Annotated in this window: 10 protein-coding genes and 1 pseudogene; 7 read left to right on the top strand and 4 right to left on the bottom strand. The window is 66.8% G+C overall.

What is annotated here, in order from left to right:
• Positions 1-69: 69 nt before the first annotated feature.
• The gene (locus T8K17_RS16285) at positions 70-1,833 is read right to left on the bottom strand and encodes a TRAP transporter fused permease subunit (protein WP_322330792.1); all 1,764 of its coding nucleotides are present in this window, start codon (positions 1,831-1,833) and stop codon (positions 70-72) included.
• Between the two features lie 68 nt (positions 1,834-1,901).
• A complete protein-coding gene (locus T8K17_RS16280) occupies positions 1,902-2,858 on the bottom strand; it encodes a TAXI family TRAP transporter solute-binding subunit (protein ID WP_322330791.1) in 957 nt (318 codons plus the stop codon).
• Positions 2,859-3,048: 190 nt separating this feature from the next.
• On the opposite strand from T8K17_RS16280, the gene T8K17_RS16275 reads away from it, so the two are divergent.
• Positions 3,049-3,399 (top strand): putative quinol monooxygenase, encoded by a 351-nt coding sequence (locus tag T8K17_RS16275; protein ID WP_322330790.1) that lies wholly within the window; start codon positions 3,049-3,051, stop codon positions 3,397-3,399.
• A gap of 85 nt (positions 3,400-3,484) precedes the next feature.
• Here T8K17_RS16275 and T8K17_RS16270 read toward each other — a convergent pair whose 3' ends face one another.
• On the bottom strand, positions 3,485-5,191 hold the full coding sequence (locus T8K17_RS16270) for a methyl-accepting chemotaxis protein (RefSeq protein ID WP_322330789.1): 1,707 nt from the start codon (positions 5,189-5,191) through the stop codon (positions 3,485-3,487).
• 98 nt (positions 5,192-5,289) lie between these two features.
• Positions 5,290-5,979 (bottom strand): HAD family phosphatase, encoded by a 690-nt coding sequence (locus tag T8K17_RS16265; RefSeq protein ID WP_322330788.1) that lies wholly within the window; start codon positions 5,977-5,979, stop codon positions 5,290-5,292.
• Between the two features lie 328 nt (positions 5,980-6,307).
• Here T8K17_RS16265 and urtA point away from each other — a divergent pair, with 328 nt between their 5' ends.
• From urtA to T8K17_RS16235, 6 genes and pseudogenes are all read left to right on the top strand, one after another.
• Positions 6,308-7,597: an urea ABC transporter substrate-binding protein gene (urtA, locus tag T8K17_RS16260; protein ID WP_416153120.1), complete on the top strand. Its 1,290-nt coding sequence runs from the start codon at positions 6,308-6,310 to the stop codon at positions 7,595-7,597.
• Positions 7,598-7,687: 90 nt separating this feature from the next.
• Entirely contained in the window at positions 7,688-9,334 is a 1,647-nt protein-coding gene (gene urtB / locus T8K17_RS16255; RefSeq protein WP_322330787.1) for an urea ABC transporter permease subunit UrtB, read from the top strand.
• The gene (gene urtC / locus T8K17_RS16250; RefSeq protein ID WP_322330786.1) at positions 9,331-10,485 is read left to right on the top strand and encodes an urea ABC transporter permease subunit UrtC; all 1,155 of its coding nucleotides are present in this window, start codon (positions 9,331-9,333) and stop codon (positions 10,483-10,485) included. The genes urtB and urtC overlap by 4 nt, the downstream gene beginning before the upstream one ends.
• Positions 10,482-11,243 carry an urea ABC transporter ATP-binding protein UrtD gene (gene urtD, locus T8K17_RS16245; RefSeq protein WP_322330785.1) on the top strand — a complete coding sequence of 254 codons (762 nt, stop codon included), beginning with the start codon at positions 10,482-10,484 and terminating at the stop codon, positions 11,241-11,243. The genes urtC and urtD overlap by 4 nt, the downstream gene beginning before the upstream one ends.
• 10 nt (positions 11,244-11,253) lie before the next feature.
• A complete protein-coding gene (gene urtE / locus T8K17_RS16240; protein WP_322330784.1) occupies positions 11,254-11,952 on the top strand; it encodes an urea ABC transporter ATP-binding subunit UrtE in 699 nt (232 codons plus the stop codon).
• Positions 11,953-12,097: 145 nt separating this feature from the next.
• A pseudogene (locus T8K17_RS16235) lies at positions 12,098-12,481 on the top strand (YkvA family protein); the annotation flags it as partial.
• Positions 12,482-12,628: the final 147 nt, after the last annotated feature.

The raw sequence follows: 12,628 nt of genomic DNA, 5'->3' as shown, positions 1-12,628 counted from the left end.
CGCGTTCGGTTACGGGAAGCCTAGCGTGCGCAGGGATCGGGGAGCCAGATGGCGAATGCGGAGCGCGCCCTACAGCGGCCAGAACAGCAGCAGCGCGCCCGCCACCATAAGCCCGGCCCGCAGCGCGTAGTGTCGCGGGGCGATCACCGCGAAGGACACCGCCGTCAGGCCGAGGCCGATCTTCACCGCCGCCAGGATCGCCCAGACCGGGTCGGTCGCCAGGGCGATCAGGTCCGGATTGGCGATCATCGCCAGCGGGATCAGGTACAGCCCGATGCCCAGCGCCATGGCGTGGCCGGCGACCTTCAGCCAGTTCTCCTCCACCATGCCGGCGGCGATGAACACCGCACCGCAGACCGGCGGGGTGATGGTGCTGAGCAGGGCGAACCAGAACACGAACAGATGCGCCTGCAGCGGTGTGAGGCCGAGCTCGGTCAGGGCCGGTCCCGCCACCGAGACGCAGATCACATAGGCAGCCGTCGTCGGCACCTCCATGCCCAGGACCAGACAGGCGAGTGCAGTCAGGATCAGCGCCGGCCACAGGGCGCCGCCGGAGCCGGACAGGATCAGCGAGGTGATCTTCACCCCCAGCCCGGTGATGCCGAGCACGCCGATGATGATCGACGCGCACAGGATGATGGAGGCGATGGTGGCGATCTGCTTGCCCGCCCCCATGCAGGTCTGCTCGATCCGGTCGACGGTGCGGCGCCAGTCGAAACTCAGCCTGCCGTCCACCAGCAGGAGCAGCGCGCCGGCCAGGATCGCCAGGCAGGCGGCGTATTGCGGCGTGTAGCCGGCGCCGAACATGCCCCAGAGCAGGACGGTGAACGGCACCAGGAAGAAGGCCGAGGTGATCAGCACGTCGCGGGTCGCCGGGCGCGCGTCGGCGGCCAGGCCGCGCAGATCGTGCCGCAGAGAGAAGCCGTCGATCCCGACCCAGACGGCGACGAAATACAGGATCGCCGGCAGCAGGGCGGCGGCCATGATCGAGGTGTAGGGCGTGCCGGTCAGCTCGACCATCACGAAGGCCCCCGCCCCCATCAGCGGCGGCATGATCTGCCCGCCGGAAGACGCCACGGCTTCCACTGCCGCCGCCAGCGAGCGCGGATACCCGAGCTTCAGCATGGTCGGCAGGGTGATCGCGCCGGTGGAGGCGACATTGGCGGAGGCCGATCCGGAGATCGAGCCGAACAGCGCCGACGAGATGACCGAGACCTTGGCGGCACCGGCCCGCAGCCGGCCGGCCGCGGCGGCGGCCACGTTCATGAACCCCTGCCCCGCCTCGCCGGCGTTCAGCACCGCGCCGAAGATCACGAAGATGGCGACGATGTTCACCGACACGGCGGTCAGGCTGCCCCACAACCCGCCCTCGGCGATGGTGAGCGTGCCCAGGAAACTGTTCAGCGGCGTGCCCGGATGGCCGAACTCGCCGGGGATATGCTCGCCGAACAGGCCGTAGAGCAGCGCCAGGGACGCCACCAGCGGCAGCGGCCAGCCGATGGACCGCCGGGCCATTTCCAGCACCACCACGAGCAGCGTGACGGCGACGGCGAACTGGAAATCGCCGTCGAGGAATCCGTACTGGTCCGACAGGGCGTCGGCATTCACCGCCAGCCAGAGGCAGGCCGCCAGCCCCGCCGCGCCCAGCACCACGCCGCTGACCCGCTCCGCCCGGGTGCGGGCGACGAACAGCATCGCCCACGGCAGCGCCAGCGCCATGTGCAGCGGCCGGCTGACCAGGTTCGGCACCAGACCGGAGAAGATCAGCCAGAGGTGAAACGCGATCGAGGCGGCGCCGAGGGCGCTCCAGATCAGGCGGGCGGTGGGGGTCATACGGTGTCTCGAATACGAAACCGGCCCGAACGGGGATCGTTCGGGCCGGTCGGATCAGGAGGGACGGATCACATCTGCGCGTCGGTCAGCGCGAAGCCCTTCTCCTTGTAGAACTTCACAGCACCCGGGTGGATCTTGCCGGCGATATTGGCCATCAGATCCTGGTTCACGCCGTTCCACCAGGCCGCGTCCTTGCCCATCTTCTCCTTCTGCTCCCAGAAGGTCTTGGTGAGCTGGTAGGCGGTCTCGTCGTCCATGTCGGTCGTGGTATAGGCGACCACCGGCAGCGAGGTGGTGACGATGTCGCTGTCCTGGCCGGCATAGGTGCCCGCCGGAATCACCAGCTTGGAGCGCTTGGTCTGGGCGATCTGGTCGTCGGTCAGCGACAGCACGGTCACGCCGGTGCCGGCAGCGGCCTCGATCACGTTCGGCGCCGGGTAGGAACCGGCGGTCACGAAGCCGTCGATCTGTCCGTTCTTCAGCGCCGGCACGGCGTTGGACAGCTCGACGTCGGCGAGCGTCACCTTGCCTTCCAGGCCGAACAGCTTCAGGTACTTCTCGCCTTCGGTGGCGCCGAAGGAGCCCTTACCCAGCAGGATGGTCTTGCCGGCTAGGTCCTCCAGGCTCGACACGCCGGCATCGGCGCGCATGACGAAATGCATGGTGAGCGACGGGATCGGGAACAGGGCGCGGATCTCGTCGAAGCGCGGGTTGCCCTTGCCCTCGAACATCGCCTTGCCGCCCTGGGCCAGGCCGACCAGGGCCGGCGGGGTGGTGAAGACGTAGTTGCCCTTGCGGCCCATGACCTCCATCACGTTCTGGACGGAGCCCTGGCTCTCCTCGACGGTGACGATGACGGCGCCGTCGGTCCCGGCCTTCATGGCCTCGGCGATCTGCACGCCCATCTGGTAGTAGGACGAGCTGGACTTGGCGGATTTATAGGTCACGCGGGTCTCGGCCGAGGCGGCGGTGGCCGACACGGCGAGAACGAGGCCGGCCACGGCCAGCGATTTCACGAACTTCATGGCGTTCTCCCGAACTGACGAAGGCGACCGGCATTCTGGGCCGACCGATTGGTATCGGAAGTCCTACACGAGGCGTGCGGCGGCGAAAAGCTGTCAGGAGCGAGCGCCTGGCAACGCTTCGGGCCGGGCCGAACCGATGCCGCCTCCTTCCCTGTAGGGTCCCTGGCTCACAGAGAGAGGACGGCCCCCGATGGGAAAGACTGAGATGGAGCCTGCTGCATTGACCTTCGCCGATCTGACGACGGGCTGCGCGGTCGCGATCGAGATCGTCGCCAAGGACGGCGAGGAGGAGGCCGTCGGCCAGGCGCTGGAGGCCCTGATTGCCCCGTCCATGGCGGAACCGGGTATGAAGCTCTTCCTACCGTGCCGGTCGCCGACCGACCCGAAGAGCTTCTTCATCTTCGAGCTGTATCAGGATGAGACCGGCCGGGCGGCGCACGAGGCGACCACCCATTTCGCGGCCTTCGTCGAGACGACCCTGCCGCGCATCGCGGCCCGCAGGCTGGTCCCGTACATGCCCTTCATCACGTCCGGGGCCTAGGGGAAGTCGCCTATCACAAATGCGGCCCACCCCCGCGCCTTGAGAGACACGGGGGTGGGTCCTGATCCTTAGTCTATTCGGCTCCTCAGGCGGAGCGGGCCATCCCGCGGATTTCTCCGACGACCGCTTCCACCGTGGTGCGCAGGGTGGACGACAGCCGGTCGAGCTCGCCGCCCAGGGCCGAGACCTCCTCGGTCGCTTCGGCGCCGCGACGGGAGCCCTCGGCCACCTCGCGCAGTTTCCGGCCGACCTCCTGGGACGCGCCGGCGACCTGCTGGACGCTGCCGGCGATCTCGCCGAGGGCGGCGTTCTGCTCCTCGACGGCGCTGGCGATCGACGTCGCGGTCTCGCGCACCCGGCCGATGATTTCGTTGATGCGGGAGATCGCGGTGACGGTCTCGCGGATCATCGCCTGGTTGTTGGCGATCTGGCCGGAGATCTCCTCGGTGGCCTTGGCGGTCTGGGTCGCCAGGCTCTTCACTTCCGAGGCGACAACGGCAAAACCCTTGCCGGCATCGCCGGCCCGGGCCGCCTCGATCGTGGCGTTGAGGGCCAGCAGGTTGGTCTGCTCGGCAATCTCGGTGATCAGGCCGACGACCTGGCCGATCTTGTCGGCGGAGTCCGACAGCCGCGCCACCTGCTCCGCCGCCGCCGAGGCGGTCTCGCCGGCCTCGCCGACCACTTCGGTCGACATCGTCACCTGACGGCTGATCTCGGCCGCCGTGGAGCTCATCTCGTCGGAAGCGGCCGCCACCGACTGCATGTTGGCGGAGGTCTGCTCGGTTGCCGCCGCCACGTCCTGGCTCATGGTCCGTGCGTTGTCGGTCACCCCACGCAGGGTGGAGATCCGGCCGGTCATGCCGCTCACGCCCTTGCCCAGATCCTGAACGATGACGGAGACCTTGGCGTCCAGTCCGTCGGCCAGCTCGGCCAGCAGGGTCGCCCGCTTGGTCACGGCCTCCCGCTCCATTTCGGCCTGGCGGCGCTCGGCCGCGTCCTTCTGGATAGCGTTCTCGCGGAACACCTCGACCGTGCGGGCCATGGCGCCGATCTCGTCGCGGCGATCGGTGCCCGGCACCTCGACCTTGAGGTCGCCGCCGGCCAGCGCCGTCATCGACCGGCCGAGGCCACCGATGGCGCGGCGCAGATCGACCACGGTGAAGCCGGTGAGCAGCAGGGCGACGGCGAGCACCGCGGCGCTGACGAGACCGAGTTGGATCGCCTGCTCGATAAAGGCGGCGTTCAGGTCGTCGGCATAGGCGCCGGAGCCGAAGAACATGTCGCCGCGCGGGAACCCTACGGCATAGCTCAGCTTCAGCACGTCGCCGTCTACCCCAGGCTTCGGCCAATAATACTCGACCACCGCGTCGCCATCGGCCCGGATGCTGTCGATCATCTCCTTGATGATGTGCGTGCCGTTCTTGTCCTTCACGCCCATGAGCGACTTGCCTTCGATGCCCGGATTGATCGGGTGGATCAGGCCGATGCCGTCCATCGAATAGGCGAACAGGTAGTCCTCGCCGTTGAAGCGCACGCCGCTGATGAAGCCACGCAGCAACGCGAAGGCCTCATCCTCGGTGATCTCGCCCGCATCCGCTTTCGCATAGACGCTTTCGGCAAAGGATTTTGTTGAGTCGACCACCGCCTTGACCATCTCGATACGGTCCTGACGGAGCTGCTGATAGCTGTTGTAGAGGGACATGGCGGACAGGCCGAGCACGGCCAGCGCCGTCACACCGGCGAGCGCGGTGAGCTTGGCCGCGACGGATAGACGCGACAGAAAACGGGTCATCGAGAAGGTCTCCAGCAAGGAAGGTTTTGCTGGAACGTAATGAATGCACCGTAAACAAAGAGTAAAAACGGTTTATTTTCAGTATTTTATCTAAATTTTTAACCAATTTCTGCCGGACGGCCGGTCACTCCGAGGCGCATCAGGTCGAGCACATGGTGCAACGTCTCGGCGACATGCAGGCACTTCTCGTGCATCTCCTCGGTCGGATCGAGCAGGTCCGGCACCATGACCGTCATCATCCCCGCCGCATGGGCCGCACGCACGCCGTTATGGGAATCCTCCAGCGCCAGGCAGTCGGTCGGATCGATGCCGAGCCGGGCGGCCGCGGTAAGGAACGGATCGGGATTGGGCTTCGGGCGCGGGTAGTCCCCCTTGGTCACGATGGCGTCGAACCGCTCCTCCATGCCGCGCGGCCCGAGATAGCGGGTCACCGCCTCCCGGGGCGAGGATGTGGCGATCGCCCGGGGAATGCGCATCTCGTCCAGATGGTCGAGCAGTTCCGCCACCCCCGCCTTCAGAATGGTGCTCACATCCAGGGAGTCGTGAAACCGCAGCCAGCAGGCGTCGAACATGCCCTGGGCGTCGAAATCGGGGCCGAAATGGGCCTTCAAAGCAGCCAGGGCGGAGGCATTCGGCACGCCGATAAGCTGCTGGAAGACCGGCATCGGGACCTCGTGCCCGCGCTCGGCGGCAACGGCGAAGAACACGTCGCGGAAGCCGGTCTCGGTATCGACCAGCAGGCCGTCCATGTCGAACACGACGGCGCGAATCTCTCGGGGAAAAGCCATGCCCTCGTGTAGCGGGATTCCCCCGTCCGCGAAAGCGGGTTTGCGCCCTGGGTCATCCCCAATCACCGGCTTTCCGGACCTGGGAACGAACATCCCACTTTCTCAGCCGCGCACGAGCGCCCAATGAATTGCCCCAATTTTGGGCAGCCTTTTGTGCATTGCAAAAATATGAAGCACGAATAAGTAGATTTTTTGTACGGCCATTACGCCAAACCATATGAAATACCTCACTAATTCTTCCGATCTCGACACCCGTCACAGTGGCACAGCTCTTGCGCTTGTTCCCCGTTGTCGCGGGCGTCTGCCCGCCCAAAGAGGGGCTTCATCGATGAAAATGACGAAGATGTTGAGGGGATCGGCGCTCGGGCTGGCAGCCGGTCTGCTGCTGTCCACGGCCGTTCAGGCGCAGGAAACGATCAAGGTCGGCATTCTGCACTCGCTGTCGGGCACCATGGCGATCAGCGAGACCACGCTGAAGGACGCCATGCTGATGCTGATCGAGCAGCAGAACGCCAAGGGCGGTCTTCTGGGCAAGAAGCTCGAGCCTGTGGTGGTGGATCCGGCGTCCGACTGGCCGCTGTTCGCCGAGAAGGCCCGCGAGCTGATCACCGGCTCCAAGGTCGCCGCCGTGTTCGGCTGCTGGACCTCGGTGTCGCGCAAGTCCGTGCTGCCGGTGTTCGAGGAGCTGAACAGCATCCTGTTCTATCCGGTGCAGTACGAGGGCGAGGAGAGCCAGCGCAACGTGTTCTACACCGGTGCGGCGCCGAACCAGCAGGCGATCCCGGCCGTCGACTACCTGGCGCAGACCGAGGGCGTGGAGCGCTGGGTGCTCGCCGGCACCGACTACGTCTATCCGCGCACGACCAACAAGATCCTCGAGACCTACCTGCTCGACAAGGGCGTGAAGCCCGAGGACATCATGATCAACTACACGCCGTTCGGTCATTCCGACTGGCAGACCATCGTCGCCGAGATCAAGGCGTTCGGGTCGGCCGGCAAGAAGACCGCGGTGGTGTCGACGATCAACGGCGACGCCAACGTGCCGTTCTACAAGGAACTGGCCAACCAGGGCATCAAGGCCGAGGACATCCCGGTCGTGGCCTTCTCGGTCGGCGAAGAGGAACTGGCCGGCATCGACACCGGCCCGCTGGTCGGTCACCTGGCCGCGTGGAACTACTTCATGTCCGCCGCGACCCCGGAGAACGACGAGTTCATCGCCGCCTGGCACAAGTTCATCGGCGACGAGAAGCGGGTGACCAACGACCCGATGGAGGCCCATTACATCGGCTTCAACATGTGGATCAAGGCGGTCGAGAAGGCCGGCACCACCGACGCGGATGCGGTCATCGACAGCATCGTCGGTGTGGCCGTGCCGAACCTGACCGGCGGCTACTCGGCGATGATGCCGAACCACCACATCACCAAGCCGGTGCTGATCGGCGAGATCCAGGCCGACGGCCAGTTCGAGACCGTCTTCGAGACCCCGGGTCTGGTGGTCGGCGATGCGTGGTCCGACTTCCTGCCGGACTCCAAGCCGCTGATCTCCGATTGGCGCAAGCCGATGAGCTGCGGCAACTTCAACACCACCACCGGCAAGTGCGGCGGCAAGGGCAATTGACCCTGCCCTCATGACACCGGGAGCTCCGCCGAACCCTCGGCGGGGCTCCTCCCGGCCCTCCCCGCCTCAGCCAAGCGAGTACCCCGCGAGATGGCACGCCCTCTCCTTCTGATCCTGCAGCGGATCGCGCTTGTGCTTGTCCTGGCGACCGCCGCCATCGGCGCGCCAGCACAAGCCCAATCCGGATCCCCCCAGGACGTCTCGATCCGCGATCTGGTCTCCCGGCTCGCCGGTGCCGATTTCGACGAGACCGAGCGCGTGGTGGCCGACCTGGCCGCCACCGGCGACGCCAAGCTCGCTCCCCTGCTGGAAGCGCTGGGCAACGGCGATCTGTATTTCCGCCCCGCCGACAAGGCGGTGTTCATCGCCACCCGCGGCGGCTCCGGCTACCTGCTGACCGACCCGCTGACCGGCACCTCGGCCGGCGAGGTCGGACGGCGCGAGGTCACCAAGATCCGGGTGAACAACAGCCTGCGCCGGGCCGTGCGCGCCGCCATCGGCACCCTCACCCTGCGCAGCCCCGACGCCTCCATCCGCATCTCCGCCGCCCAGTCGGTGCTCAAGAGCCGCGATCCCGAAGCGATCGAACCGCTGACCGACGCCATCGCCGCCGAGCAGAACGACAGCGTGCGCACCGTCATGGAACGCGCCCGCGCCGCCGCCATACTGAACAGCGATGCTCCCGACGCGGTCAAGATCGAGGCGGTGCAGACCATCGCCAAGAAAAGCGACCAGGAAGCCCGATCCATCCTGCTGTCCGCCTCCAACGGCGCCAGCGAGGCGCTCGGCTCCGCCATCGCCGACGCGGTGCGCAAGGTCGAAGCCGACCTCGCCCTGTGGTCTGCCGCGCAGAATGTTTGGTACGGGCTGTCGCTCGGCTCGGTGCTGCTGCTGGCCGCCATCGGGCTCGCCATCACCTTCGGCGTGATGGGCGTCATCAACATGGCCCATGGCGAGATGGTCATGATCGGCGCCTACGTGACCTTCGTGGTGCAGGAGATCATCCGCAACCACGCCCCCTACCTGTTCGACGTCTCCCTGCTGATCGCCCTGCCGGTGGCCTTCGCCATCGCCGGAGCGGTGGGCATGGCGATCGAGCGCGGCATCATCCGCTTCCTCTACGGCCGGCCGCTGGAGACCCTGCTGGCCACCTGGGGCCTGTCACTGATCCTGCAGCAGGTGGTGCGCAGCCTGTTCGGCCCGACCAATCAGGAGGTCGGCGCGCCGAGCTGGATGAGCGGCGCCTTCGAGCTGGGCGGCCTGACCCTCACCTACGGCCGGGTCTGGATCATCGTCTTCGCGCTGGCGGTCTTCGCCGTCCTGGTGCTGGTGCTGCGCCACACCTCCTTCGGGCTGCAGATGCGCGCCGTCACCCAGAACCGGCGCATGGCCAGCTCCATGGGTATCCGCACCAACTGGACCGACGCCCTTACCTTCGGCCTCGGCTCCGGCATCGCCGGGGTGGCGGGCGTGGCGCTGTCGCAGATCGACAACGTGAGCCCGAACCTGGGCCAGTCCTACATCATCGACAGCTTCCTGGTGGTGGTGTTCGGCGGGGTCGGCAATCTCTGGGGCACCCTGGTGGGCGCCCTCTCGTTGGGTGTGCTGAACAAGTTCCTGGAGCCCTATGCCGGCGCGGTGCTCGGCAAGATCCTGGTGCTGGTGTTCATCATCCTGTTCATCCAGAAGCGCCCGCGCGGGTTGTTCGCGCTCAAGGGCCGGGCGGTGGAATCATGATAACCGGCCGTTTCCTGCGCCTGACCGGCACGTCCGGGCTGATCCTGCTGGTCTGCCTGCTGACCGCGGCGATCTACGTGCCGGTCGCCAACCTGTTCATCGAGCCCGGCTCGCCGTTCCATGTGAACACCGCCTCAGTGGTGGTGTTCGGCAAGTATCTCTGCTTCGCCATGCTGGCCCTGTCGATCGATCTGGTCTGGGGGTATTGCGGGATCCTGTCACTCGGCCACGGCGCGTTCTTCGCGCTCGGCGGCTACGCCATGGGCATGCATCTGATGCGCGAGATCGGGCCGCGCGGCGTCTACGGCAACCCGATCCTGCCGGATTTCATGGTGTTCCTGAACTGGGAGTCCCTGCCCTGGTTCTGGCACGGCTTCGACATGTTCTGGTTCGCCATGGTGATGGTGCTGCTGGTGCCGGGGCTGCTGGCCTTCGTCTTCGGCTTCCTCGCGTTCCGCTCACGGGTGACCGGCGTCTATCTCTCGATCATCACCCAGGCCATGACCTTCGCCCTGATGCTCGCCTTCTTCCGCAACGAGATGGGCTTCGGCGGCAATAACGGGCTGACCGACTTCAAGGACGTGCTCGGCTTCGACCTGCAGGCCGACAGCACCCGCATCGGGCTCTACCTGCTCTCCATCGCCGCCCTGGCGGTCATGCTCCTGATCTGCCGGGCCATCGTCCTGTCGCGGCTGGGCAAGGTTCTGATCGCCGTGCGCGACGCCGAGAGCCGCACCCGCTTCATCGGCTACCGGGTGGAGCACTACAAGCTGTTCGTCTTTACCGTCTCGGCGATGATGGCCGGGGTGGCCGGCGCCCTCTACGTGCCCCAGGTCGGCATCATCAACCCGGGCGAATTCGCCCCGGCTAACTCCATCGAGGCCGTCATCTGGGTCGCCGTCGGCGGCCGCGGCACCCTGGTGGGCGCCGTGATCGGAGGCATCGGCGTCAACCTCGCCAAGAGCTACTTCACCGGCGCCCTGCCCGAGATCTGGCTGTTCGCGCTGGGCGGTCTGTTCGTGGTCGTCACCCTGTTCATGCCGAAGGGCATCCTCGGCCTGATCTCTCAGTGGCGCCGTCGTCAGCCTCCGCCCGAACCCGCGGCCGAGACCGGTCCAACCACCTCCACCGGGGCGGAGGAACGGGCATGAACACGCTGCACAAGGAACTGACCCGCACCGTCCTGTATCTCGACGGGATCAGCGTGTCCTTCGACGGGTTCAAGGCGCTGAACGACCTGTCCTTCGTGGTCGAGCCGGGCGAGATGCGGGCCATCATCGGCCCGAACGGCGCCGGCAAGACCACCATGATGGACGTGATCACTGGCAAGACCCGCCCGGATGTCGGCACCGCCCTGTTCGCCGGCCATCACGACCTCACCAAGCTGGACGAGGCCGACATCGCCCAGCTCGGCATCGGCCGCAAGTTCCAGCGCCCGACCGTGTTCGAGAGCCACACGGTGAGGGACAACATCGTGCTGGCGCTGGCCGGCAAGCGCAGCGTGTTCGACACCCTGTTCGCCCGCGCCACCGAGGAGGAGGCCGACAAGATCGACCGGGTGCTCGACACCATCCGCCTCGCCGACCGCGCCGGGATGATGGCCGCCGACCTCAGCCACGGGCAGAAGCAGTGGCTGGAGATCGGCATGCTGCTGGCCCAGGACCCGTCCCTCCTGCTGGTGGACGAGCCGGTCGCCGGCATGACCGATGCGGAGACGGTGCAGACCGCGACCCTGCTGAAGGAAATCGCCAGGGACCACTCTGTGGTGGTGGTCGAGCACGACATGAGCTTCGTGCAGGATCTGGGCGTGATGGTCACCGTGCTGCACGAGGGCTCGGTCCTGGCGGAAGGCTCGCTCGACCATGTGAGCGCCGACGAGCGCGTCATCGACGTCTATCTCGGCCGGTGAGGAACGCATCATGCTGACGATCAAGGACCTCACCCTGCATTACGGCGCCGCCCAGATCCTCTGGGGCATCGACCTGCAGGCGGAAATCGGCAAGGTGACCTGCGTGCTCGGCCGCAACGGCGTGGGCAAGACCAGCCTGCTGCGCGGCATCGTCGGGCATCATCCGGTGAGCGGCGGCACCCTGGCCTGGGACGCCACCGACCTGACCGCCCTGCCGTCCTTCGAACGGGCGCGGTCCGGCATCGCCTATGTGCCCCAGGGCCGCGAGATCTTCCCGCTGCTGACGGTGAAGGAGAACCTGCACACGGGCTACGCCTGCCTGCCCTCCTCCGAGCGCAAGGTGCCGGACGAGATCTTCGAGCTGTTCCCGGTGCTGAAGTCCATGCTGGACCGGCGCGGCGGCGACCTGTCCGGCGGCCAGCAGCAGCAGCTCGCCATCGCCCGGGCGCTGGTGACGAAGCCGAAGCTGCTGATCCTCGACGAGCCGACCGAGGGCATCCAGCCGTCGATCATCAAGGATATCGGCCGGGCCATCGAAATCCTGCGCGACCGGGGCGAAATGGCGATCCTGCTGGTCGAGCAGTATCTCGACTTCGCCAAGGCGCTGGCCGACACAGTGCTGGTGATGAGCCGCGGCCGGGTGGTGTTCCACGGCCGCCCCGACGGTCCGGACAGCGGCGAGATCGACCGGCTGATGGGGCTGACATAGGGCGGGACGGATTTGTAGCGCGCCTCTCTCACCCGCCAGAAAAATCATTTCCCGGACCTGTTCCGGGATCCACGGTTCCGTCTCCCCAGCGCCCTGCGATTTTGCCGGCCGGTCACAGACCCTCTACCCTCCCGCCATGCTGCACCGACTGAAACACTGGGCCCGGCGGATCAAGCGGGATGCCGTCACCCTGTACCTCGCCGCCCGCGATCCGTGCACGCCCTGGTACGCCAAGGCGCTCGCCGCCGTGGTGGTGGCCTATGCCCTGTCGCCAATCGACCTGATCCCGGATTTCATTCCGGTGCTGGGCTATCTCGACGACATCGTGATCGTCCCGCTCGGACTGCTGCTCGTCCTGCGGATGATCCCGCCCGAGGTGATCGAGGAGTGCCGAGCCCGCGCGGAGGACATGACGGAGCGACCGACCAGCCGGACGGCAGCCGTGGTGGTGGTGCTGATCTGGGTGGCGCTGGCGATCTGGGCGGGCTGGGCGGTCTATGGCGCCTATGCGGTGACGGCGGGGGCTTAGGAGCGGCCTCTTCAGCCTCCCAATGAGACACTTCCCGGCCTTGTGCCGGGATCCACCGCTCCGCCGGCACGGGCGCCGGAGAGAGATATCCTCTTTCACGCCTCGCTCACCGGTAGGCCCCGGCACAAGACCGGGGAGTGAGTGGGA

Origin of the sequence: Thalassobaculum sp. OXR-137, assembly GCF_034377285.1 — a bacterium.
In the GTDB taxonomy this organism is placed as follows: Bacteria; Pseudomonadota; Alphaproteobacteria; order Thalassobaculales; family Thalassobaculaceae; genus Thalassobaculum.
Note: the sequence above shows the minus strand (reverse complement) of the source record. Positions and strands in the feature narration are given on the sequence as shown.

Coding starts and splice junctions, on each gene's coding strand:
- T8K17_RS16265 (WP_322330788.1), bottom strand. CDS start 5,979: ATGGCTTTTCCCCGAGAGATTCGCGCCGTCGTGTTCGACATGGACGGC.
- T8K17_RS16270 (WP_322330789.1), bottom strand. CDS start 5,191: ATGACCCGTTTTCTGTCGCGTCTATCCGTCGCGGCCAAGCTCACCGCG.
- urtC (WP_322330786.1), top strand. CDS start 9,331: ATGATAACCGGCCGTTTCCTGCGCCTGACCGGCACGTCCGGGCTGATC.
- urtB (WP_322330787.1), top strand. CDS start 7,688: ATGGCACGCCCTCTCCTTCTGATCCTGCAGCGGATCGCGCTTGTGCTT.
- urtE (WP_322330784.1), top strand. CDS start 11,254: ATGCTGACGATCAAGGACCTCACCCTGCATTACGGCGCCGCCCAGATC.
- T8K17_RS16275 (WP_322330790.1), top strand. CDS start 3,049: ATGGGAAAGACTGAGATGGAGCCTGCTGCATTGACCTTCGCCGATCTG.
- urtA (WP_416153120.1), top strand. CDS start 6,308: ATGAAAATGACGAAGATGTTGAGGGGATCGGCGCTCGGGCTGGCAGCC.
- urtD (WP_322330785.1), top strand. CDS start 10,482: ATGAACACGCTGCACAAGGAACTGACCCGCACCGTCCTGTATCTCGAC.
- T8K17_RS16285 (WP_322330792.1), bottom strand. CDS start 1,833: ATGACCCCCACCGCCCGCCTGATCTGGAGCGCCCTCGGCGCCGCCTCG.
- T8K17_RS16280 (WP_322330791.1), bottom strand. CDS start 2,858: ATGAAGTTCGTGAAATCGCTGGCCGTGGCCGGCCTCGTTCTCGCCGTG.